The 20,924-nt window shown below is 67.8% G+C and carries 19 protein-coding genes; 4 read left to right on the plus strand and 15 right to left on the minus strand.

Annotated elements, in window-relative coordinates; translation table 11 throughout:
- Positions 1-98: 98 nt before the first annotated feature.
- The 5 genes from rpsJ to P0Y41_RS12035 form a co-directional block, all read right to left on the minus strand.
- Positions 99-413: a 30S ribosomal protein S10 gene (gene rpsJ / locus P0Y41_RS12015; RefSeq protein WP_073306642.1), complete on the minus strand. Its 315-nt coding sequence runs from the start codon at positions 411-413 to the stop codon at positions 99-101.
- A complete protein-coding gene (gene tuf, locus P0Y41_RS12020; RefSeq protein WP_284061566.1) occupies positions 414-1,679 on the minus strand; it encodes a translation elongation factor EF-1 subunit alpha in 1,266 nt (421 codons plus the stop codon). It abuts the gene before it with no gap.
- A 249-nt stretch (positions 1,680-1,928) separates the two neighbouring features.
- A complete protein-coding gene (locus tag P0Y41_RS12025) occupies positions 1,929-2,903 on the minus strand; it encodes a homoserine dehydrogenase (RefSeq protein WP_284061567.1) in 975 nt (324 codons plus the stop codon).
- On the minus strand, positions 2,900-3,499 hold the full coding sequence (locus P0Y41_RS12030; protein WP_284061568.1) for an amino acid-binding protein: 600 nt from the start codon (positions 3,497-3,499) through the stop codon (positions 2,900-2,902). The genes P0Y41_RS12025 and P0Y41_RS12030 overlap by 4 nt, the downstream gene beginning before the upstream one ends.
- Before the next feature lie 406 nt (positions 3,500-3,905).
- On the minus strand, positions 3,906-6,098 hold the full coding sequence (locus tag P0Y41_RS12035) for an elongation factor EF-2 (RefSeq protein ID WP_284061569.1): 2,193 nt from the start codon (positions 6,096-6,098) through the stop codon (positions 3,906-3,908).
- Between the two features lie 174 nt (positions 6,099-6,272).
- On the opposite strand from P0Y41_RS12035, the gene P0Y41_RS12040 reads away from it, so the two are divergent.
- Entirely contained in the window at positions 6,273-7,037 is a 765-nt protein-coding gene (locus tag P0Y41_RS12040; RefSeq protein ID WP_284061570.1) for a DUF5781 family protein, read from the plus strand.
- A gap of 504 nt (positions 7,038-7,541) precedes the next feature.
- Here P0Y41_RS12040 and P0Y41_RS12045 read toward each other — a convergent pair.
- Positions 7,542-8,168, minus strand: coding sequence for a GNAT family N-acetyltransferase (locus tag P0Y41_RS12045; RefSeq protein ID WP_284061571.1), 627 nt, complete (start codon positions 8,166-8,168; stop codon positions 7,542-7,544).
- Between the two features lie 169 nt (positions 8,169-8,337).
- Between P0Y41_RS12045 and P0Y41_RS12050 the strand changes: the two genes are divergently transcribed.
- The 3 genes from P0Y41_RS12050 (at position 8,338) to P0Y41_RS12060 (ending at position 10,165) form a co-directional block, all read left to right on the plus strand.
- Positions 8,338-9,060 (plus strand): ribulose-1,5-bisphosphate 5-phosphatase, encoded by a 723-nt coding sequence (locus P0Y41_RS12050; RefSeq protein WP_284061572.1) that lies wholly within the window; start codon positions 8,338-8,340, stop codon positions 9,058-9,060.
- Positions 9,057-9,734 (plus strand): ribulose-1-phosphate aldolase, encoded by a 678-nt coding sequence (locus tag P0Y41_RS12055; RefSeq protein WP_284061573.1) that lies wholly within the window; start codon positions 9,057-9,059, stop codon positions 9,732-9,734. Before P0Y41_RS12050 ends, P0Y41_RS12055 begins: the two co-directional genes overlap by 4 nt.
- Positions 9,735-9,829: 95 nt before the next feature.
- Entirely contained in the window at positions 9,830-10,165 is a 336-nt protein-coding gene (locus tag P0Y41_RS12060; RefSeq protein WP_284061574.1) for a hypothetical protein, read from the plus strand.
- 131 nt (positions 10,166-10,296) lie between these two features.
- On the opposite strand, the gene P0Y41_RS12065 is transcribed toward P0Y41_RS12060, so the two are convergent.
- From P0Y41_RS12065 to P0Y41_RS12105, 9 genes are all read right to left on the minus strand, one after another.
- Entirely contained in the window at positions 10,297-10,935 is a 639-nt protein-coding gene (locus P0Y41_RS12065; protein ID WP_284061575.1) for a 30S ribosomal protein S7, read from the minus strand.
- Entirely contained in the window at positions 10,935-11,363 is a 429-nt protein-coding gene (locus P0Y41_RS12070) for a 30S ribosomal protein S12 (RefSeq protein ID WP_073306653.1), read from the minus strand. The genes P0Y41_RS12065 and P0Y41_RS12070 overlap by 1 nt, the downstream gene beginning before the upstream one ends.
- A 237-nt stretch (positions 11,364-11,600) precedes the next feature.
- Positions 11,601-12,503, minus strand: a complete 903-nt coding sequence (locus P0Y41_RS12075; protein WP_284061576.1) for a mechanosensitive ion channel family protein — start codon at positions 12,501-12,503, stop codon at positions 11,601-11,603.
- A 101-nt stretch (positions 12,504-12,604) separates the two neighbouring features.
- Positions 12,605-13,030: a NusA-like transcription termination signal-binding factor gene (locus P0Y41_RS12080; RefSeq protein ID WP_284061577.1), complete on the minus strand. Its 426-nt coding sequence runs from the start codon at positions 13,028-13,030 to the stop codon at positions 12,605-12,607.
- A gap of 2 nt (positions 13,031-13,032) precedes the next feature.
- The gene (gene rpoA2, locus P0Y41_RS12085; RefSeq protein ID WP_284061578.1) at positions 13,033-14,277 is read right to left on the minus strand and encodes a DNA-directed RNA polymerase subunit A''; all 1,245 of its coding nucleotides are present in this window, start codon (positions 14,275-14,277) and stop codon (positions 13,033-13,035) included.
- Positions 14,270-17,221, minus strand: coding sequence for a DNA-directed RNA polymerase subunit A' (locus P0Y41_RS12090; protein WP_284061579.1), 2,952 nt, complete (start codon positions 17,219-17,221; stop codon positions 14,270-14,272). Before P0Y41_RS12090 ends, rpoA2 begins: the two co-directional genes overlap by 8 nt.
- Before the next feature lie 2 nt (positions 17,222-17,223).
- The gene (gene rpoB / locus P0Y41_RS12095) at positions 17,224-19,053 is read right to left on the minus strand and encodes a DNA-directed RNA polymerase subunit B (RefSeq protein WP_284061580.1); all 1,830 of its coding nucleotides are present in this window, start codon (positions 19,051-19,053) and stop codon (positions 17,224-17,226) included.
- A gap of 3 nt (positions 19,054-19,056) precedes the next feature.
- Complete coding sequence (locus P0Y41_RS12100; protein WP_284061581.1) at positions 19,057-20,622, minus strand: DNA-directed RNA polymerase subunit B''; 1,566 nt, start codon at positions 20,620-20,622, stop codon at positions 19,057-19,059.
- Positions 20,619-20,849 carry a DNA-directed RNA polymerase subunit H gene (locus tag P0Y41_RS12105; protein WP_284061582.1) on the minus strand — a complete coding sequence of 77 codons (231 nt, stop codon included), beginning with the start codon at positions 20,847-20,849 and terminating at the stop codon, positions 20,619-20,621. The genes P0Y41_RS12100 and P0Y41_RS12105 overlap by 4 nt, the downstream gene beginning before the upstream one ends.
- Positions 20,850-20,924 lie beyond the last annotated feature (75 nt).

Here is a 20,924-nt window from a genome sequence, read left to right on the forward strand (position 1 = left end):
AGTACGCTGCGAGGCGCAAAACGGTGCCGCCGCTGGCGGGCGAAAAAACGGAGAGAACGGTGTCAGTCGTCGGACCGTGTGGTCCGGTGCGCCTCAGGTCAGTCCTCGAGGACGATCTCGATGGAGACGTCGTTCGGGACCTGAATCCGCATGAGCTGTCGGAGCGCGCGTTCGTCGGCGTCGATGTCGATCAGCCGCTTGTGGACGCGCATCTCCCAGTGCTCCCAGGTCGCGGTCCCCTCGCCGTCGGGGGATTTACGCGACGGGACTTCCAGCGTCTTCGTGGGGAGCGGGATGGGACCCGACAGCGCCACGCCGGTTTTGTCCGCGATCTCGCGGACGTCGTCGCAGATGTCGTCCAGGTCGTCGGGGCTCGTGCCCGCGAGTCGGACGCGCGCTTGCTGTCCGGGCATTTACCGCTCGTTGACGGAGAGCACCTTGCCCGCCGCGATGGTCTGACCCATGTCGCGGATGGCGAAGGAGCCCAGCTCCGGAATCTCGCTGGACGGCTCGATGCTGAGGGGCTTCTGCGGGCGCACCGTCACGATGGCCGCGTCGCCGGACTTGATGAAGTCCGGGTTCTCCTCGGCGACCTCGCCCGAGGACGGGTCGAGCTTCTGGTCGAGCGATTCGACCGTACACGCGACCTGCGCCGTGTGGGCGTGGAAGACGGGAGTGTAGCCGGCCGTGATGACCGACGGGTGCTGCATGACGACGACCTGCGCCTGGAAGGTCTCGGCGACCGTCGGCGGGTCGTCCGCGGGACCGCAGACGTCGCCGCGGCGGATGTCGTCCTTGCCGACGCCGCGGACGTTGAAGCCGACGTTGTCGCCGGGGCCCGCGTAGTCGACCTCCTCGTGGTGCATCTCGACCGTCTTCACCTCGCCGCCCACGTCGGACGGCTGGAAGGAGACGTTGTCGCCGGGAGTCATCTCGCCGGTCTCGATCCGTCCGACGGGGACGGTCCCGATACCCGAGATGGTGTAGACGTCCTGGATGGGCAGACGCAGCGGCGCGTCCGTCGGCGGCTCCGACTCCGGCAGGTTGTTGAGGGCCTCCAGGAGGATGTCGCCGTCGTACCACGGCGTGTTGTCCGAGCGCTCGGCGATGTTGTCGCCCTCGAACGCCGAGATCGGGATGAAGCTCGCGTCCTCGGTGCCGAAGCGGACCTGCTTGAGCAGCTCCTCGACCTCGGAGACGACCTCCTTGTAGGAGTCCTCCGAGTAGTCGACGAGGTCCATCTTGTTGATCCCGATGATCAGCTCGTTGATACCCAGCGTGCGCGCCAGGAAGACGTGCTCGCGGGTCTGGGGCGCGACGCCGTCGTCGGCCGCGACGACGAGCACCGCGTTGTCGGCCTGCGAGGCGCCCGTGATCATGTTCTTCACGAAGTCACGGTGGCCCGGGCAGTCGACGATGGTGAAGTAGTACTTGTCGGTGTCGAACTCCTGGTGGGCGATGTCGATCGTGACACCGCGCTCTCGCTCCTCGGCCAGGTTGTCCATGACGTAGGCGAACTCGAAGCCGCCCTTGCCCTTCTCCTCGGCCTCCTCTCGGTGCTGTTCGATCACGTGCTCGGGGACGCTCCCGGTCTCGAAGAGGAGCCGCCCGACGAGCGTGGACTTCCCGTGGTCGACGTGGCCGATGATGGCCAAGTTCTGGTGGGGTTTGTCGCTCATTGTTGAATCAAGCGCTGAGGCGCTCTGTAAGGACGTGTAACGTCCGAACGCCCTAAAACCATTTCGATACGTCAGGCAGCCCACCCCGTCGCCTTCCTGCGATTTGGTCGTGCGTACCCCTCCCGTGTGTGGTGGTTACACGGGTCGTCTCGGATCGACGCGGCTCCCCGAGCGAGGGGTTCGATCCAGCTAACGAGGACCGAGAATATCCACCCAGACCGATCGGACGGCGGTTGTCGACGGAGCTGGCTACTCCAGCCGGGCCACGTCGGCAAGCACGGCGCTCGCTGTCTCCTCGCCGCCGGCCCCGCGGCCGGAGATGGCGAGCCCGCCCGCGTACTCGTGGTCGATCTCGACGATGTTGCGCGTGCCGGTCACCGACAGCGTCCCGTTCTCGGGCACCAGCCGGGGACCGACGCTGACGCCGTCCCGGGTCGCCTCGCCGACGAGCCGGACCGTCCGACCGTCCTCGGCCGCGAGTTCCAGTGCGCTTCCGGGGATGTCGCGGATGCCCTCCACGTCCGCGTCCGCGAGCGTCACCGCGGCGTCGCGAAGCTCCTCGAGGGAGTCGCAGTCGGCCTCCCGGAGCACGTTCGCGAGGATGACGCACTTCAGCGCGGCGTCCGTTCCCTCCACGTCGAAAGACGGGTCCGCCTCCGCGACGCCCAGGTCTTGGGCCTCAGCGAGCACGTGGTCGTAGTCGAGCCCCTCTGCGGCCATCCGCGAGAGCACGAAGTTCGCCGTGCCGTTGAGCACGCCGCGGACCGCCGAGACGTGTTGTGCGCCCAGATCGGCGACGGTCGCACACACCGGAATGGCGCCGCCGACGGTCGCCTCGAAGTACACCTCGCCCGCGGAGTCGGCCTCCAGCGCGCGCACCTCGGCGTATCGCTCGGCGACCGGTCCCTTGTTTGCGAGGACGACGTGTCTGTCACGCTCCAGCGCGGTGCGCACGTGGGAGAACCCGGGTTCGGCGTCGCCGAGCGTCGTAGGCGTCGCCTCTACGAGCACGTCGTACTCGGCTGCAAGCGCATCGCCGGGTGAATCGCCGCCGAGCGCCTCGCCGGCGTCCTTGCGGGCGAGCGCGGCGTCGACGTCGACACCGTCCGGATCGACGACCGCCGCCGAGGAGTCGGCCAGTGCCGTCACCTCGTGGCCGTACTCGGGAGCTAACTCCGCGACCGCGCGGCCGACCGCGCCGGCGCCGAGGACGCCGAGCTTCATCGGTGACCCTCCAACGGCGCGATGACGTTGATATCCTTCTCGTCGGCGACCTCGCGGACCGTCTCGACGACGCTCGCGGTCTCGCCGGCGTGCGCTCGCAGGCGGAGTCGGGCGCTCGAGTGCGCCGCGGACCCGGCGCCGGCCGGCGCCGACAGGTCGATGTCGGCCACGGACGCCCCGGAGCGGTCTTGGATGCGCTTGAGCGTGTCTGAAAGGTCCGTATCCACGAGGTGGCCGACGAGGACGACGGTCACCTCGTCGCCGTACTCCTCGGCGTCGGCCTGAATGACGTTGACGCCACGCTCGCGTAGGTCTTCGAGGAGCCCCTCGAAGCGGTCGGGCGGACACTCGATGTCGACCTCGACCGGGATGCGTCCCCGCGGCGTGAGGCTGCCGCGCTCGTGGAAGATCGACAGCAGGTTCGCGCCGTTGTCCGCGATGGGTTTGAGCGCCGCCAGTAACTGACCGGGCTCGTCGACCAGTTCGAGTCTGATCGTATGCGCCTGCAACTCGGTCTCGTGACCGCCGTCCGTCTCCGCCCCTTCCTCGGACGCCGCCGGCTGCTCGCCGGGGGCGGGCGTCGACTCCGAGGGCATCTACCGGGCCCTCCGTCCGCTCGCGTGCGTCCCCGCCGGTCCCGCGTCGGCGACCGCCGCCGTCCGTGTCCCGTCGGGGGGTGTGACACCGGACCCAATAATTGTGATCGGCGTGCGGGGCTGATTGACTCGTTCGCAGCCGTCGCGCCGACCGTGGGTCGTGCCACTTGGCATATGTGCCCTGTGTAGACGGGGAGGTGATAAGCCTTCCACCGTGGCGATGCTTGCCAGTGTGTGAACGATCCTGTGAAATACCCGATGGTCTCTCGGCGGATCGGGGGCCGCGTCGACAGTTTCTCGGTCGCGTCGCAGGGTCGTCAGCCGCCGGTCGGCGCCGCCGCTGGGGCGCACGCGACGAGAGAGAAAGACGGAATCCGAGACCGACCGCGGCGCTCGGAGCGCTACCTCAGATGTAGTCGATCGACTGCGGCAGCTCGAGCTTCATGCCCTTCCGCTCGCGGATCTCCATGATCTTCTCGCGCTGGAGGTTGTCCACGAGCACGCGGAAGCCCGCGTTCTCCGTGTTCCAGGAGGCGCGGCCCTCGGTGGCCGAGCGGATGTCGCTGGAGAAGCCGATCATCTCCTCGACGGGCGCGATGCCCTCGATGACCATGAGGTCGCCCTCCTGGTACATGTCGTCGACGCGGCCGCGGCGGCCCTGGATCTCGCCGGAGGCGTCGCCCATGTGCTCGCTGGGCACGTCGATGCGGACGTCCTGGATCGGCTCCAGGAGGCGAACCTCGCCGTCGATGAGCGAGCGGTGGACGGCGTCGCGGACGGCGGGGATGACCTGCGCCGGACCGCGGTGGATGGTGTCCTCGTGCAGGCGAGCGTCGTGCAGGCGCAGCAGCGATCCCTGCACGGGCTCGGCCGCGAGGGGCCCGTCGTTGAGCGCCTCTTCGAGGCCCTCGATGACCAGTTCCATCGTCTCGTTGAGGTGCTGAATCCCCTTCGTGTCGTCGATGAGGACGTTCGTCCCGTGGATGTGCTCCACGTTCTGAGACGTGTCCTTGTCCATGCCGGCGTCCTGCAGCGCCTCGCGGCGCTCCAGTTCGGGCATGCTCATCGAGGCTTCGCCCAGCTGGATCGTCTCGACGATGTCCTCGCTGAGGGGCTCGATGGTGATGTAGAACTTGTTGTGCCGGTTCGGCGAGACGCCCTCGACCTCCCGCGACGCCTCCTGGGGCTGCTCGCGGTAGACGACGATCGGCTCACCGGTCTGCACCGGGATGCCCTGGTTCTTCTGGATGCGCTGGGTGATGACCTCGAGGTGGAGCTCGCCCTGCCCGGAGATGAGGTGCTCGCCGGTGTCCTCGTTAATCTCCACGCGGATGGTCGGGTCCTCCTTGGCGACCTGCTGGAGCGTCTTGATGAGCTTCGGCAGGTCGTCCATCGACTTCGCCTCGACGGACTTCGTGATGACCGGCTCGGAGATGTGCTCGATCGACTCGAACGGCGTCATCTCCTTGTCGGAGACCGTGGAGCCCGCGATAGCGTCCTTCAGGCCGGTGACGGCCGCGATGTTCCCGGCGGGGACCCCGCGGTCGAGCTCTTCGCGCTCGCCGCCCATGTAGATGCCCACCGACTGGACGCGGTTCTTGCCCGCGGTGCCGGAGACGTACAGCTCCTGGCCCTTCTCGAGCGTGCCGGAGAAGACGCGACCCGTCACGATCTCACCGGCGTGGGGGTCCATCCCGATGTCGGTCGCCATGAAGACGATGTCGCCCTCGCGGTTGACCGTCCGCATGTCCTCGGCGATCTCGGACTGGTCGTCGCCGCGCCAGATACGCGGGATACGGAACGGCTGCGCCTTGAGGGGGTTCGGGAAGTGCTCGGCGACCATGTCGAGCACGACGTTCGACAGCGGCGTGCGCTCGTGGAGCTCCTGCCGCTTGTGATCCTGCTCCAGCTCGATGATGTCGGCGAACGACATGCCGGTGCGCTGCATCGACGGGAGCGAGACGCCCCACTTGTACAGCGCCGAGCCGAACCCGACGGTGCCCTCCTCGACGGAGACCGTCCAGTCCTCGGTGATGTCGTCCATCTCCTCGGTCATCCCGCGGATGAGTTCGTTGACGTCGCCGATGACGTCTTGGAGGCGCTGTTGCATCTCCTCGGGCCCCTCCTGGAGCTCGGAGATGAGGCGGTCGACCTTGTTGATGAACAGCGCCGGCTTGACGCCCTCGCGGAGCGCCTGCCGAACGACCGTCTCCGTCTGGGGCATCGCGCCCTCGACGGCGTCAACGACGACGAGCGCGCCGTCGACGGCGCGCATCGCGCGGGTCACGTCGCCGCCGAAGTCGACGTGGCCGGGCGTGTCGATGAGGTTGATGAGGTGGTTCTCCTCCTCGTACTCGTGGGTCATCGAAACGTTCGCCGCGTCGATGGTGATACCGCGCTCTTGCTCGTCCTCCTCGGTGTCCATCACGAGCTGCGTCGCCTCGTCCGCGTCGGCGATCATGCCCGCGCCGGCGAGCAGGTTGTCCGTCAGTGTCGTCTTCCCGTGGTCGACGTGAGCAGCGATGGCGATGTTCCGGATCTGCTCCGGCTCATCCATCAGTTCCTCACATTCCTGTACGATTTTCTTTCGTCGGCCCATTACCGACCGGTATTCTCCGACCGGTCAAAAGGGTAGTGCTTTGCCGGCGTCGAAACTGCCGAATCCCCCCGTCACACCGCGTGGTACGCCGTCTCGTGGACCGGTCGATCGCCGTCGCACTCCGTTCCGATCGGCACAAGAGTCAACTCGATCCAGATCGTGCCAACAGTACACATGGACATTCGCGTCCGCGGCGCCGTCCCGCCCGATCCGTTTCTCGGGGCGGCGGCGCTCTTTGAGACCGAACGTGACCTGGGCCTCCCGGTGGAGGTTCGGGTCCGCAACAACCCCGAGGAGCGGACGTGGGCGGGCCACTACGACGACCGCCACGTGCTCAACATCTCCCGGAAGGCCGCGACCTCGGCGATGGCGCGCGAACTCGCCTTACACGAACTGTCGCACATGGCTCGCTACGAGGAGCCGCACCCGTCGCACCACCAGTCGACCGACGAGGCGCTGTTTCTCGCGCTCTCTGGCGCCTCCGTGGAGCGACGGAAGATCCAGCACTGCTACCAGATCGCGAACCACATGAAGGACGTGTACGCAGACGACATCACCCTCTCAGTCGGCCCCGGCGAGAAGCTCGTCACGTTCTTCGAGTCCCAGTTGGCTGCGGCCGTCGCCGACCGACCCCGCGACCACCCGCACCCCGATTCCCGACGGCTGACGCCCGGCTCCGACCCCGATATCACCGCCGTCAACGCCGCGTTCGCGCTCGCGATGTGCGAGCGCCACGGCCTCGTCGACGACGACCACCGCCTGTACGACCTGGCGCACGCGGCGGCCGACGACGCGCCGGAGGTCGACGTCCAGGGGTTCACGCGGCTGTTCCGATCGCTGGCGGCCGACCCGTCGAAGTCGGAGTACCGCAAGGCGCTGGTCGACGCCGCCCGGCTGTACGCGGTCGACGCCGGCGGCGGCCCTGTCGCCGCGGATTAACCGCGGAGCGATCGGCGGGGGTGACCGCCCGCTGTCGGACGTCGATCGACTCGAACCACTGGTGCCGCCGGTCCCGACCTCGGCAGCTCACGACGGCGCGTTCGCCGGCTTCCGGCGCGTATTCGCGGTCACCGCGGTCGTTGGGGCCGTCGCGACCTCATGGGCTTGCTCCCGCGGTTCACGCGAAAGTTGGGGCGTCGGCGCGGGCACCGTCTGCCTGACCGTCCGTGCGCTCGGTTGCTCCTCGTCGTGGGGGTGTTCGCGCGCGACGCCCGCGCCGACGTCGTTCCGCTCTTCCTGATTACCAGACCGATCCTCGCACCGGCGTGGATCGACCAGTTCCTGGCGTTCGTGACGAGCGGCAGGATCGCTGACTGGAGCCCGAGCGAGCGGCGGGGACCGGATGGCTCGCGAGCCGGACGGGCGCGACCCATCGCCCGTGGGCCCCAGTGGTTCCGCCTTCGTATTTGAAGCCTCGCCCGGACCGTCGCCGAGGCGACGGTCTCACGTCCCGTCGGGGTACCGAACGGCGGTGCGGGCGCCGTCGGCCTCGCGCCACTCCTCGCGGCTCACCGAGAACCGGTGGTGATCTGCGGGCTCGTCGTAGCGGCCGGCGTGGTTGCGGAGGAGCCCCTCGTATCGGCCGCCGTGGCGGTCGATGTATCGCTCGACGGCTCGGCGAGAACGGTCGTTGTCGCCGTGGATCGGCACCGCTGCGACGCCGACGTCCAGCCGATCGAAGGCCACCTCCAGGAGTGCGTCGGCGCGCTCGCCGGAGTAGCGCCGCCCCCAGAACGGCTGGCGTAGCCAGACCGCGAGCAACGCGAGGTCCTTCTCCCACTGACAAAGTAGTCCGGCGGTCCCCGCGAACTCGCCGGCGTCGGGCTCGCCGGTCCGGGGCCGGACGACCCACTCGGCGCGCTCGCGCTCCTCCCACTGTCGCTCGAACGCCGCGAGGCGGTCCGCCGCGTCGGCGAGCGTGTCGAGCGGCTCCCACGGGAGGTACGCCGTCTCGGCGTCGATCGTCGGACTCCGATCGGATGCGACTTCGTACAGGGTCCGCGGCGAGACGCGCTCGCGCGAGCACCGTTCGAGACGCAGGCGGTCGGTCTCGATGACCTCCGGGAACACGTGCCCGGCCTTTCCTGCCGTGGGTAAAGCCGTTCCCCCGGTTCGACATTCCGTCAGGACGCACTGTCGACGCCGGGTCGGGACCGCGGTCAGTCAACGCGTCTGACGGGCCGCGTCGATCCGCCCGAGCGACCGAACACCTATGCGGCGGGCGGACGGAGCGCTCGCCATGGCTGTCGACGCGGTGTTGTTCGATCTGGACGACACCCTCTACCCGTACGACCCGTGTAACGAGGCGGGCAAGCGCGCCGCCTACGAGACGTACCGCGACCGCGGCGGCGACCTCGACGCCGAGGCGTTCGAGGCGCGACGCGGCCGCGCCCGCCGCGGGACGAAACGCGAGGTCGGCGAGACCGCGAGCAGCCACAACCGCCACATCTACTACGCGCGGCTGGCCGCCGACCTGCCGGGGGCGTTCGACGCCGACCTCGCGCGCGCCCTCGGCGACGCCTACTGGGACGCTTACCTCGACGAGATGGCAGCGTTCGACGGCGCCCTCGACACGCTCGCCGCGCTCCGGGACGCCGGCGTCGACGTGGCGATCGTGACGAACCTCACGACGCGCGTCCAACTCCGCAAGCTCGCCCGCCTCGGCGCAGACGAGCACCTCGACGCGCTCGTCACCAGCGAGGAGGTCGGCCGCGAGAAGCCGGCCGCGCCTGTGTTTACCGCGGCGCTGGCGCGGCTCGACCGCGCGCCCTCCGAGGCGCTCGTCGTCGGTAATTCCCCCGTCAACGACATCGAGGGCGGCAACGCGCTCGACATGGAGACGGCGCTGTTCAACGGGCCCGAGCGGCACGAGGGCGCCGGGTCTCCGGACGACCCGAACGACCTCCGGACGCCCGACCATCGACTCGACTCGCTGGCGGCGGTGACGGAGGTGGCGCTGTGAGCGACGACACCGACCCCACAGTGCTACGCGAGGCGCGCGATGCCGTGGTCGAGTATGCCCCGGAACTCGCGCGGCTCACGCCCGGACGGACCGGGAACCTCAGCGTCCGCGACGGCGGCCGCTTCGCCGTCACGCCCACCGGCGTCGCATACGACGCGTTCGATACCGAGGACGTCCCCGTGGTCAACCTCGACGGGGAGCGCGTCGCCGGTCGAATGAAGCCCTCCAGCGAGGTGCCGATGCACCGGCACATCTACCGGGGATTCGGCGCCGGCGACGCCGTCGAGGGCGACGGTCCCGGCGCAATCGTCCACACCCACTCGCCGTGGGCGACGACGATGGCGGTGCTTCACCGGGAGCTCCCGCCGATCCACTACATGATCGTCGCGGTCGGGAAGCGGGTCCCTGTCGCCGAGTACGCCCCCTACGGCACCGAGGAACTCGCCGCGAACGTCGTCGCCGCCATGGAGGAGGCGAACGCGACGGCGTCGTTCATCGAGAACCACGGGCTCGTCGTCACCGCCGACGACATCGAGACCGCCCTGGAGCACACCACCCACGTCGAGGACCTCTCGCGGCTGTACCTCCAGTCGTCCGCCGTCGGCGATCCGACGGAGCTCCCCGAGGCCGAACTCGACACCGCGATCGAACAGTTCGAGGGGTACGGTCAGTAGCGCGCGTCCGGCCGGTGGGCTCGGTCGCGTCACCGGCTTTGCCCACCATCGGAACCGTCGAAACGACAAAGTAATATCACTATAGGAGTAGCATCATGTCCGAGGCCCCTCGCGTGTCGCCTGAGACGTACGATACGTGGTTAGCGCTCCTTGCCGATGAACGCCGCCGGCGACTCCTCCTCGAACTGGCAGGCAGCTCCCCGTCGGAGGGAGGCCTGTCGGTCCCTGAAGACATCGTCAACCCGAACGAGGACCCGGTCACGCTGTCGGTTCAGCTCAGGCACGTTCACCTCCCGAAGCTCGCCGACTCGAACCTCATCGACTGGAACCGCGACGCCGACGTCGTCTCGCCGGGCCTCGCGTTCGACCGGATCCGGCCGCTCATCAGGGCGATTCGGTCCCTCGACGGCGCCGGCGTCGTCAGGAACTGAGCACGCCTCCCGGCTGGGCTGGAGCGCAGAATCGCACCTGCGGAACGGCAGGCGGCGTCGCTGGCGAGAACGGAAAGGCGAACGCGAAGAACTGCGGCAGAAGGACCGCGAGTCTGCCGTCGCTGGCGCGGTCAGCGGGCGGCGGCGGCGACGCGCTCGGTCTCTTCTTTCTGGGAGATGGAGTACGTCTGGACGTCGTAACGGGCGGCGCCGATGAGCTGGTCCGCGAGCGCGTCGGCGGCGCTGGTCGTCGTCTTGTAGCTGGCGCCCTGAACCCCCTGGGCGATGAACTTCAGCGACTGGTCGACGCGGCGCTGGGGCGCGACGTCGACGGCCTTCGGGACGGAGATGCCGCCGTACTTCAGGCGGACGGTCTCCTCGCGGGGGGCGGCGTTCTCGACGGCCTCGACGAGCACCTGCACCGGGTTGTCCTCGGTGCGGGCGTGGACGGTGTCGAAGGCGTCGCGGACGATACGCTGGGCCTGCTGCTTCTTCCCGGTGTTCTCGTCGGTCTGCATCAGGCGGTTGACGAGCCGCTCGACGAGCGAGATCTCCGACTTCTGGAACTGCTTGGACGCGTGGCGACCCATCGTGTGGGCGATGGGAGTCACGTTCATGTACTTCCGCGTGGACGGGTCGGAGTACTCGATCTCCGAGACGTCCCACTCGCCGAACAGCAGGGCGTTCTCGACGGCCTGCTCGGAGTCGGCGGGCGCGTCCGGGTCCGGTGCCTCGGCGTCGACGTCGGCGTCTTGCTCTGACTCGCTCATTATCGGACGGGCTTCTCCGCGTTGCCGCGGACCAGTTCGATCATCGACACGCCGTTCACCTTCTCGACCTTGTAGTTGACGCCGGAGAGGTCACCCATGGCGCGACCCTTCGCGCCACCGATACCCGCGATGGTGACCTCGTCGTGCTCGTCGATGAACGAGATGGCGCCGTCGCCGGGACAGAACGCCGTGACCTGCTTCCCGTTCTTGATGAGCTGGACCCGGACGCACTTCCGGATCGCCGAGTTGGGCTGCTTCGCCTCGATACCGACCTTCTCCAGGACGATCCCGCGACCCTGCGGGGCGCCCTCGAGGGGATCGGACTTCTCCGACAGACCGCGCTCGCGTCGCGCGTACTCCGAGTCGGACCACCGTCGCTTCTGGCGGTCCTTCTTGAGCTTCCGCGCGGCGTATTTGCCGTTAGCCATCGTACACCTCCGTTTTCAGCGGAGCTACCTAAGGGTTCCCTTTCGATCGCACCGAGACGGACGGAGAGGCGATTAGCGGTACCTCTCGTGGAAGCTGAGACCGTTAGGCGGATCCTCTCGCGGGCGCAGCGCCGGTTTCGACGCGGATCGGTCGCTCTCCGGGCGTCGCTGTCCGTGCGCTGCGTCGCCGGACGGCTCGATGCGCAGCCGCCGACTGTGCCGCTGCACCGGGACCGCTCACTCCGGAGGCCCCGGTCGATCCGCGTCCGCTCCGACCGTCACGTCGAGGCGTCCCGACAACGCCCGGCCGCTTGCGGGGCCGAGCGTGATACCGGCCTCCTCGAAGGCGTCGATCACCCGGGCGCGAAACCGCGATCGGATCCCGATGAGGTCGCCGTCCGCCGGCTCGCGAACGAGGAACTCCGCACGTAGCGCGACGGTTCCCTCCCCCAGATCGGCCACGCGCGCCGCCGGCGACGGGTCGGGGAGGGTTCGCGGTTCGGCCGCGGCGGCCTTGACGATCAGATCGCGTGCCCGGGCGATGTCGTCGTCGTACGCGAGATGGACCGTCTCTGTGATTCTGAACCGATCGCGGCCGTAGGGTCTCGTGATCGTGTTGCTCGTCAGCTCGGTGTTCGGGACCGTGAGCGTCTCGTAGTCGACCGTCCGGATCCGGGTCACCCGGAAGTCGACGGCTTCGACGACGCCCTCGCCGCCGGGCCACTGGATCCAATCGCCCACGTTGAAGTCAGGGTCGGCGACGAGAAACAGTCCGCTGACGAGCGATCCAAGCACGTCGCGGCCGGCGGTCCCGACCGCGAACGTGAGCGCCGCGATGAGCAGCGCGGACTCGGTGAACACCGACCCGTACCCCGCGGCGAGGATACCGAGTACCGTCGCCACGCCGGCGAGCAGCACCGCCAAGTACGTCTCTGTCGCCGACTGGATCGTCGGGTTGTTGCGGTTGCGCGACCGGACCGCCCGGACCGCGATCGGAAGCGCTGTCGCTCGTCCGACGAGGTACACCGACAGCGTCACGACCGCGAACACGACCACGTCCGTGAGCGCGTCGCTGGACGCGACCAGTCCGTCGGGGACGGAGACCGCGGCGATCACGACCGAGACGAGCGTTCGAGACATGTGCCGCTACACGGGCGGATTCGACAAGAGCGTGCGGTATATTCGGATACCGCGGTGAGTGACCACAGGGCGGGGTGAGCGCCCTCCGGTCGCGGACGGACTCAGGCCAACTGCACGTCGTCGATGTTGAAGTGGCGCTTCGCGAGGGTGCGCGCCACCCGGATGTTGCGCCCGTCTCCGCCGATGGCGACCCCGCGGTCGGCCTCGACGACTTCGACGTACGCGACGACGTCGTTCTGTCGACTCACCGTCACGCCGCGCACCGCCGCCGGCGCGAGCGCGTTCGCGACGAACGCCTCCGGCGTGTCGGCGTCCTCGACCAGTTCGACCGAGGCGTCGAATCGATCCTCAACGCGCTCGACCGTCTTCCCGCCGGGGCCGACCGCCTCGGCCATCTCGCCCGCGGGGATGAGGAAGACGAGCCGATCACCGTCCTCGAACACGAGGCAGTCCACCGGCGCGACGCCGACGAGTTCGTCGAACGTGCCGATGTACCGGCGCGCCTCGTCCGTGATCTCGACGCGCACCGTCAGTCGTCGGCCGACTTCGGCTCGGGCGCCGACCCCATCCGGAGGTCGACGTCGCCGGTGCCGATCGCCACCGGCTTCCCGACGATGACGTTCTCGATGACGCCGTTGAGGTCGTCGGCCTCGCCGTGGATCGCGGCGTCGAGCAGGTGGTTCACCGTCACCTCGAACGCCGCGCGCGCGAGCACGGAGTCCTTCGACCCGGAGATACCGTGGCGGCCGATCGACTCGACGGTGCCGCGGTTCGTCATGATGTCCGAGACGAGCATCAGGTGGCGGATGTTCACGTCGTCGAGCCCCTGCTCTTCGAGCGTCTCCATCGTCTCGTTGATGATGGTTTCGCGGGCGGCCTCGACGCCGAGCGTTCGGTAGATCTCGTGGATGTTGTTACACGTCGTGCGCGAGGCGTCGACGCCCTCGATCTCCAGGGCGTCGGCGAACGCCGACCCCTCGGTGTAGAGCACGTACTCGTCCTCGCCGTCGTCCATCTCCTCCTTGCGGATGACGACGCGGGAGACCTCCTCGATCCCCTTGAAGACGATGTCCCGCAGTTCCTCGACGAGCTGGAGCAGATCGCGGTAGCTCGGCTCGTCGGGGCCGAACTCGATCGTCGTCCCCGAGTGGCGCGCGGTGACACCGAGGGAGTCCTCGATGATGTCAGCGACGATGCCGGCGACCTCGGTCGAGTCCTCGTGGGTGGGCCACCGTTCGAGTAACGTCTCCTCGTTGAGGTCGATGCGCACGACCATGTCCGCGACGTTCGTCGACACGTCGCCCAGCGCGAGGATCTTCGTCGCCTCCAGCTGCCAGACGACCTCGTGCGCCTTCTCGCGGTCGGTCGCGTGCTCGTCGTCGAGGTGGACGACCATGATCGGCGTGTCCGGCGTCTTCCGGGCGTCCACCAGCTCGATGAGCCGGGGGAGGCCCTGGGTCACGTCCATCTCCGCGACGCCCGCGTAGTGGAACGTGTTCATCGTCATCTGCGTCCCGGGCTCGCCGATACTCTGCGCGGAGACGGTCCCCACGGGGTCGAGCGGGTCGACGCGCGTGTCGAGGTACCGCGACTCGGCGGCCTGCGCGATCTCGTTGGCCTGCTCGGCCGTCACGCCGCCGCGCCCGTCGATGTTCTCGTAGATGTCGTCTTTCAGTCGCCGCGGCAACTCGGTGTCCTCAACGACCAGCGCGATGTCCTCGGTGACCTCTTCGTGGGCGTCGATGAAGCGGTCGACCGATCCGCCGTCAGTCATCGCTCACCCCCACGCCGCCCGCCTTGTCAAGGCCGGGCCCGGCGTACTCCGAGAGGTTGGTCGGCGCCTCGCGACGGCCGAGGAAGCGCTCTTTCTCCTCTTCGGAGCCGAACTCGGCGTCGACGATGCGGTCGGTGATCTGCGGGATGTCGATGGGGCTGTCCTCGTTGGAAGACACCTTCACGGGCGAGGTGCCGTCCTCGCCGAACTCGAACTGGACGATGGTGCCGGAGGTGTCCCGCACCGTGCCGTCGTACTGCGTCTCCAGTTCCGACAGCGCGTTGATCAGGCGACGCTGCAGGTACCCGGACTTCGAGGTCCGGACCGCAGTGTCGACCAGTCCCTCGCGGCCGCCCATCGCGTGGAAGAAGAACTCCTCGGGCGTCAGCCCCGAGCGGTAGGAGTTCTCCACGAACCCGTGTGCCTCCGCCGAGAGGTCGTCGGGCTCGTAGTGGGCGAGCGTGCGGTCCTCGTAGCCGCGGTTGATTCGCTCGCCGCGAACCGCCTGCTGGCCGACGCAGCCGGTCATCTGGGTCAGGTTCAGCATCGACCCACGCGCGCCGGAGCGCGCCATGATGACGGCGGGGTTGTCGTCGGCGAAGTGGTCCTCGGCGATCTCACCGGCGGAGTCGCGAGCCTTGCCGAGCGTCTGCATGATCTTCATCTCCAGCGTCTCGTCGATCGTCCGCCCGGGCAGGCTCTCCAGGTCGCCGCGCTCGTACGTCTCGATGAGCTCCTGGACCCGCTCGTACGCCGAGTCGATCGCCTCGTCGACCTGCTCGGTCGCCTGCGGCGGGATCGACTCGTCGTCGATGCCGAGCGAGAATCCGAAGTGCATGATGGCGCGCATCGCCAGCGACGCCACCTCGTTGATGAACACGCGGGCACGCGTCTCGGAGTACACCTTCGTGAGCGTGTCGACGACCTCACCGCCGAACGCGCCGACGGCGTCCTCGTCGATCGTTCCCTCGATGAGCTGGCCGTTCTCGATGACGACATCGTCGCCTGTCGAGGAGGTGAACTCCAGGTTCAGGTCGTCGGGGAGCAGCTCCGAGAAGACGGTCTGTCCGGTCCATATCTCCTGACCGGCGTCGTTCGTGCCGTCGGGGTCGGGCAGCTCGTCGACCGAGGTCGCGCGCAGGAGGTCCAGCGCCTGCGTCTCCGTGAACTCGGGGTTCTCGTGGGTCAGCAGGTACGTCCCAGAGATGTGGTCCTGGATGGCCCCGATGATGTTCTCGCCGAAGCGCGGCGAGAGTATCTGCTCTTGCACGCGCATGAGGACCCGCGCCTCCGCGCGGGCCTCCTCGTTCTGGAGCGCGTGCATGTTCATCTCGTCGCCGTCGAAGTCGGCGTTGTACGGCGGACAGACGACGGTGTTGAGCCGGAACGTCTTGTACGGCATGACCACGACCTCGTGGGCCATGATCGACATCCGGTGCAGCGAGGGCTGTCGGTTGAAGATCACGACGTCGCCGTCGACGAGGTGACGGTTCACCTCCCAGCCGGGCTCGACCTTCTCGGCGAGCTCCTCGCAGTTCTTCTCGGTCACCTTCAGCCGGCGGCCGTCGGGCCGCTTGACGTAGTTGGCGCCGGGGTGCGCCTCGGGGCCGTTGCGGACGTACTGCCGGGCGCGGTCGATGTTGCGCTCGGCGACGTTCATGACCTGCGTCATCTCCTCGGCGACCCGTTCGGGGACGCCGACCTCGTTCAGCGAGAGGGTGGGATCGGGACTGATGACGGTCCGCGCGGAGAAGTTCACGCGCTTCCCGGACAGGGAGCCGCGGAAGCGACCCTCCTTGCCCTTGAGGCGCTGAGAGAGCGTCTTCAGCGGGCGGCCCGAGCGGTGTCGCGCGGGCGGCGTTCCGGAGATTTCGTTGTCCACGAACGTGGTGACGTGGTACTGGAGCAGCTCCCACAGGTCCTCGATGATGAGCTGCGGGGCGCCCGCCTCGCGGTTCTCCATGAACCGCTGGTTGATCCGGATGATGTCGACCAGCTTGTGGGTCAAGTCGTCCTCCGAGCGCTGCCCGTTGTCCAGCGTGATCGAGGGGCGGGTCGTGACCGGCGGGACCGGCAGCACGGTCAGGATCATCCACTCCGGCCGGGATTTCTGGGGGTGGATGCCGAGGGGTTCGAGGTCCTCGTCCGGGATGTCCTCGAACCAGTCGCGGATGTCGCTCGGCATCAGCTTATTCATGTCCTCGATCGTGAGATCGATTCCGAGGGCCTTCTCCAGCGCCTTGCGGTCCTCCTTTCGCGGGCGGAACTCGCCCGAGAGGATCTCGTTGATCCGGTCGAGCGCGATGCCCGTCTCGTCGGCGAGATCCATCGGAGACATGGCCTCGGCCTCGTCGGCCTCCTCCTCCTCGTCTTCGGGCTCGTCCGGCTGCATCGCGCGCGTGATGAGCTCGGAGTAGTCGCCCGAGAGGACGTCTTGGACCTCGTAGTAGGTGGTCGGCTTCTCGTGTTTGATGTCCGCCTGCGGCTCGCCGCAGTGCGGGCAGTTGTTGGCCTTGCGGGCCTGCCGAACCGCCGACTTCAGCACGTCGGTGGGGTCGCCGCCGAGGTCCTTCGTGCGGACCAACTTCTCCTTGTACTCCTCTTTCTCCTCGGCGGTGAGCGCGAGCCGGCCGCAGTTGCGGCACGTCGAGCGCAGCAGCCGACGGATGAGCTTCGTGAAGCCGACGTGGATGACGGGTGCGGCCAGTTCGATGTGGCCGAAGTGGCCGTTACACGACCCGGAGTGCTTGCCGCAGGTGCGGCACTCCAGTCCGGGGTCGATGACGCCGAGCCGCGGGTCCATCAGCCCCATGTCGATGGGGTAGCCGTCGTCGTCGTAGGTGTCCGCGGTGATGACCTTCGTCGCGGACATGTCCCGATACGTCTCCGGGTCCATCAGCCCGAAGTTGATGCCGCCGATCTCTTTGGGTGTCTGGCCTGCCATAGTTAGACTGCGTCCTCAAGTTCGAGGGTCGGTCGAATGCCGAGCGCCTTCATTTCGTCGAGCAGCAGCTTGAACGCGTAGCTGATGTCCATCTCGTGGATGTCGTCCTCGTCGCCCGTGATTGGGTCGTAGATCCGACGCTGCTCGACGTCCTCGACGGCCACCATCCCCGTCTCCTCGGAGATGTACACCGTCTCCTTGTCGGAGGCGTCGAGCAGCCGTTCGTTCAGCGCCATCGCGGCGCCGTGCCCGATGAGCACCTCGCGCTCCATCTCGCCGACGCGGAGGCCACCCTCGCGGGCGCGGCCCTCGGTCGGCTGGCGGGTGAGCACCTGCACCGGCCCGCGCGAGCGGGCGTGCAGCTTGTTGCTCACCATGTGGTACAGCTTGTGGTAGAAGATCGTCCCGACGAAGATCTCCGCCTCGATCTTCTCGCCGGTGACGCCCGAGTACATGACCTCCTTCCCGGAGGACTTGTACCCGTGCTCCTCCAGCGACGAGCGCAGCGCCTCCTCGCCCTCGCCCTGGAACGCCGTCCCGTCGACGCGGCGGCCCTCCAGCGAGCCGACCTTGCCGCCGAGCATCTCCAGCACGTGGCCCACCGTCATGCGCGACGGGAGCGCGTGCGGGTTCATCACGAGGTCGGGAACGAGCCCGTCCTCGGTGAACGGCATGTCCTCCTGCGGGGCGAGGTGGCCCACGACGCCCTTCTGGCCGTGGCGGGACGCGAACTTGTCCCCGAGCTCGGGGATCCGCTCGTCGCGCACCGAGACCTTCGAGAGCTTCGAGCCGTCCTCGCCCTCCATCAGCGTGACCGTGTCGACGACGCCCGACTCGCCCGAGCGCATCGTGACGCTGGTTTCACGCCGCTTCTGCGGGGAGAGTCCCCCCATGTCGTCGGGCTCCTCTAAGAACCGCGGCGGCGACGTCTTCCCGAGCAGGACGGAGTTCTCGTCGACCTTCGTCTCGGGGTTGACGAGGCCATCCTCGTCGAGGTGGGTGTACGCGTCCTCGCCGCGGGCGCCGCGCACGTCTTGGGAGGGGACCTCGAAGCGGTCCTCCTGGCCGCCGGGGTAGCGGCGCTCCTCGCCCTCGTAGGTGCGGAAGAAGTGCGAGCGCTGCATCGCGCGGTCGACGCTCCCCTTGTTCATGACGAGCGCGTCCTCGATGTTGAACCCCTCGTAGGACATGACCGCGACGACGAAGTTCTGCGCGGCCGGTCGCTCGTCGAACCCGATCTGCTCGGTGGTCTGCGTCTTGACCATCGACAGCTGCGGGTAGTGCAGGAGGTGCTGGCGGGTGTCCGGTCGGATACGGTAGTTAGCCGACGGCAGCCCGAGGGACTGCTTCATCATTCCCGCGCCCATCGTAATGCGCGGCGAGGCGTTGTGCTCGGGGTACGGGATCATCCCCGCGCCGATTCCGAAGATGAGCTGCGGGTCGATCTCCAGGTGCGTCGTCCGCGAGTTCACGTCCTCCTCGTCGGTGGCGACGTAGATGTCCTCCTCCTCCTCGGCGTCGATGAACTCGACGATGCCGTGGTCGACGAGGTCCTCGAACTCGATCTCGTCGTTCTCCAGCGCCTCGATCGTCTCGTCGTCGAGGAGCGGCTCCCCGTTCTCCACGACGATGAGCGGGCGCCGGGCGCGCCCGGCGTCTGCGTTGACGATGACCTCGTTCGTCCGGTCCTTCACCGAGACGTTCACCATGTCGGAGACGTCGCCGCGGCGGCGCGCCTCCCGGATCTGTGACGCGAGCTGGGTGGGGTCCGGGTGGGTCCCCACCAGGCTCCCGTTGACGTAGACTTTCGCTTCTCGTTGTTGGCTTGCCATGTGTTAGTCGTCCGCGGATGCGCGGTCAACGCCCTCGATGCCGGGGATACCCTCGACACCCATGGACGCGAGTTCTCGCTTCAGTCCCTGTTCGTCCTCGATGTTCTGGGAGAGCTCCATCGCCTGCGCGAAGTTCTTCACCAGGCCGCAGTTCGGTCCCTCCGGCGTCTCGGAGGGACAGATGCGACCCCACTGGGTCGCGTGCAGGTCGCGCGCCTCGAAGTGCGGCTGCGAGCGCGACAGCGGCGAGCGTAGACGGCGGAGGTGCGACAGGACGCCCATGTAGTCCGTCCGATCGACCAGCTGGGAGACGCCCGAGCGGCCGCCCACCCAGTTCCCCGTCGCGATGGGGTGTTCCAGGCGTTCGGTCAGCACGTCCGAGCGGACCACCGTGTTGACGGTGAGCTGGCGGTTGCGCATGTTGGCGCGTTCGAGCTGATACTTCACGTCGCGCGCGAGCTTGTTCAGCGCCGTCCGGAACAGGTCCGTCATCAGGTCGCCCGAGACCTTGAGGCGCTTGTTGGCGTAGTGGTCCTTGTCGTCGGATTCGCGGCGGTTGAGCGCGAGCTCGAAGCACGCCTCGGCCATCCGACAGAGGTAGTACGCCTTGTTGATGCGAACGTCCTCCTCCTCGACGCCCTCCTCGTGGAGGTGCGGCAGGAGATAGCGGTCGATGACGTAGTTCGCCCGCTTGAGCTGGTAGTTCTTCCCCTGGCCGGAGGCGACGCGCTCGCCGAGAGTCTCGATGGCCCCCTCCTCGGTTTGCACGTCGGCTTCCTCCAGGTTCTCCAGCATGAACTTGACAATCTCCGGGTCGTCGGAGACGCGGTGGACGATCTCCTCGTCGGACTCCAGTCCGAGCGCACGCACGAGCGTGACGAAGTTGACGGAGCCGGACACCGAGGGGAAGCTCACTTCGAGCAGCCCCTCGCGGTTGCGCTCACACAGAACGAGCGCGCGGTACCCGCGCCGCTGGGAGAACGTCTTGGCGACCTGAATCTCGTCGCCGTACTTCGAGTCGTACTCGGCGAGGATCTTGTTGGGCGCGAGGTCCTCGCTGGTCATGAGCACGCGCTCGGAGCCGTTGACGATGAAGTAGCCGCCGGGGTCGACGGGGTCCTCGCCGATCTCGATGAGTTCCTCGTCGGAGAATCCGGAGATGTTGCACTTGTTGGAGCCGACCATGATCGGCATCCGGCCGACCTTCGTCTCGGTCTGGTCGACGACCGTCTCCGGCTCGTCTTCGCCGCCGCGGATGATCTTCATCTCCATGAAGACCGGGGCGGCGTAGGTGATGTTCCGCAGGCGGGCCTCCTGCGGGTACAGCAGTTCCTCGGAGCCGTCGGCCTCGCGGACGCGCGGCGTCGTCATCCGCACGTCGCCGAGTTCGACGTAGACGGGCTCTTGGCCCTCCTTGTCGCCGATGTCCGTCTCGATCGTCTCCTTCTCGTCGACCACGCGCTGCATGCCGCGGTCGAGGAAGTTGTTGAACGAGCGGAAGTGGTGCTCCGCGAGTCGCTCTTGGGAGAAGTACTCTCGGGAGACGGAGCGGCGTGCCTCTCTGTTCATTCTACCACCAGTCGGTAGACGACCGCCGTGTCGGTCGTTCGCGAGTCCCGTTCGACGCGGATCACGTCGCCCGTTTCGGCCTCGTCAGGCACGGCGGGGTCTGTCCGCTTGATCTTGGGGAGATCGGTCCGTTTGATGTTGTACTCCTCGAGCATCTCCTCGATCTCGCCGTCGTCTTCGAGGAGCGTGTGGTCGGGTACGAGTTCGTGTTCGCTTACGTTTACCATGGCTTGGTGAAGTTCGTGGTCGCGCGCGGCCGTGTTTGCTGGGGAGAAGTCTTCACGAGATACTACGGCGGTCTA

It is taken from the genome of Halobaculum halobium, assembly GCF_030127145.1.
Lineage (GTDB): Archaea > Halobacteriota > Halobacteria > Halobacteriales > Haloferacaceae > Halobaculum > Halobaculum halobium.

Bases quoted from the DNA above. Each gene is read 5' to 3' on its own strand.
- P0Y41_RS12075 (WP_284061576.1), bottom strand. From the start codon at position 12,503: ATGTCTCGAACGCTCGTCTCGGTCGTGATCGCCGCGGTCTCCGTCCCC.
- P0Y41_RS12025 (WP_284061567.1), bottom strand. From the start codon at position 2,903: ATGAAGCTCGGCGTCCTCGGCGCCGGCGCGGTCGGCCGCGCGGTCGCG.
- rpoA2 (WP_284061578.1), bottom strand. From the start codon at position 14,277: ATGACTGACGGCGGATCGGTCGACCGCTTCATCGACGCCCACGAAGAG.
- P0Y41_RS12060 (WP_284061574.1), top strand. From the start codon at position 9,830: ATGTCCGAGGCCCCTCGCGTGTCGCCTGAGACGTACGATACGTGGTTA.
- P0Y41_RS12100 (WP_284061581.1), bottom strand. From the start codon at position 20,622: ATGAACAGAGAGGCACGCCGCTCCGTCTCCCGAGAGTACTTCTCCCAA.
- P0Y41_RS12105 (WP_284061582.1), bottom strand. From the start codon at position 20,849: ATGGTAAACGTAAGCGAACACGAACTCGTACCCGACCACACGCTCCTC.
- P0Y41_RS12065 (WP_284061575.1), bottom strand. From the start codon at position 10,935: ATGAGCGAGTCAGAGCAAGACGCCGACGTCGACGCCGAGGCACCGGAC.
- P0Y41_RS12090 (WP_284061579.1), bottom strand. From the start codon at position 17,221: ATGGCAGGCCAGACACCCAAAGAGATCGGCGGCATCAACTTCGGGCTG.
- tuf (WP_284061566.1), bottom strand. From the start codon at position 1,679: ATGAGCGACAAACCCCACCAGAACTTGGCCATCATCGGCCACGTCGAC.
- rpoB (WP_284061580.1), bottom strand. From the start codon at position 19,053: ATGGCAAGCCAACAACGAGAAGCGAAAGTCTACGTCAACGGGAGCCTG.
- P0Y41_RS12030 (WP_284061568.1), bottom strand. From the start codon at position 3,499: ATGCCCTCGGAGTCGACGCCCGCCCCCGGCGAGCAGCCGGCGGCGTCC.
- P0Y41_RS12040 (WP_284061570.1), top strand. From the start codon at position 6,273: ATGGACATTCGCGTCCGCGGCGCCGTCCCGCCCGATCCGTTTCTCGGG.
- P0Y41_RS12070 (WP_073306653.1), bottom strand. From the start codon at position 11,363: ATGGCTAACGGCAAATACGCCGCGCGGAAGCTCAAGAAGGACCGCCAG.
- P0Y41_RS12050 (WP_284061572.1), top strand. From the start codon at position 8,338: ATGGCTGTCGACGCGGTGTTGTTCGATCTGGACGACACCCTCTACCCG.
- rpsJ (WP_073306642.1), bottom strand. From the start codon at position 413: ATGCCCGGACAGCAAGCGCGCGTCCGACTCGCGGGCACGAGCCCCGAC.
- P0Y41_RS12035 (WP_284061569.1), bottom strand. From the start codon at position 6,098: ATGGGCCGACGAAAGAAAATCGTACAGGAATGTGAGGAACTGATGGAT.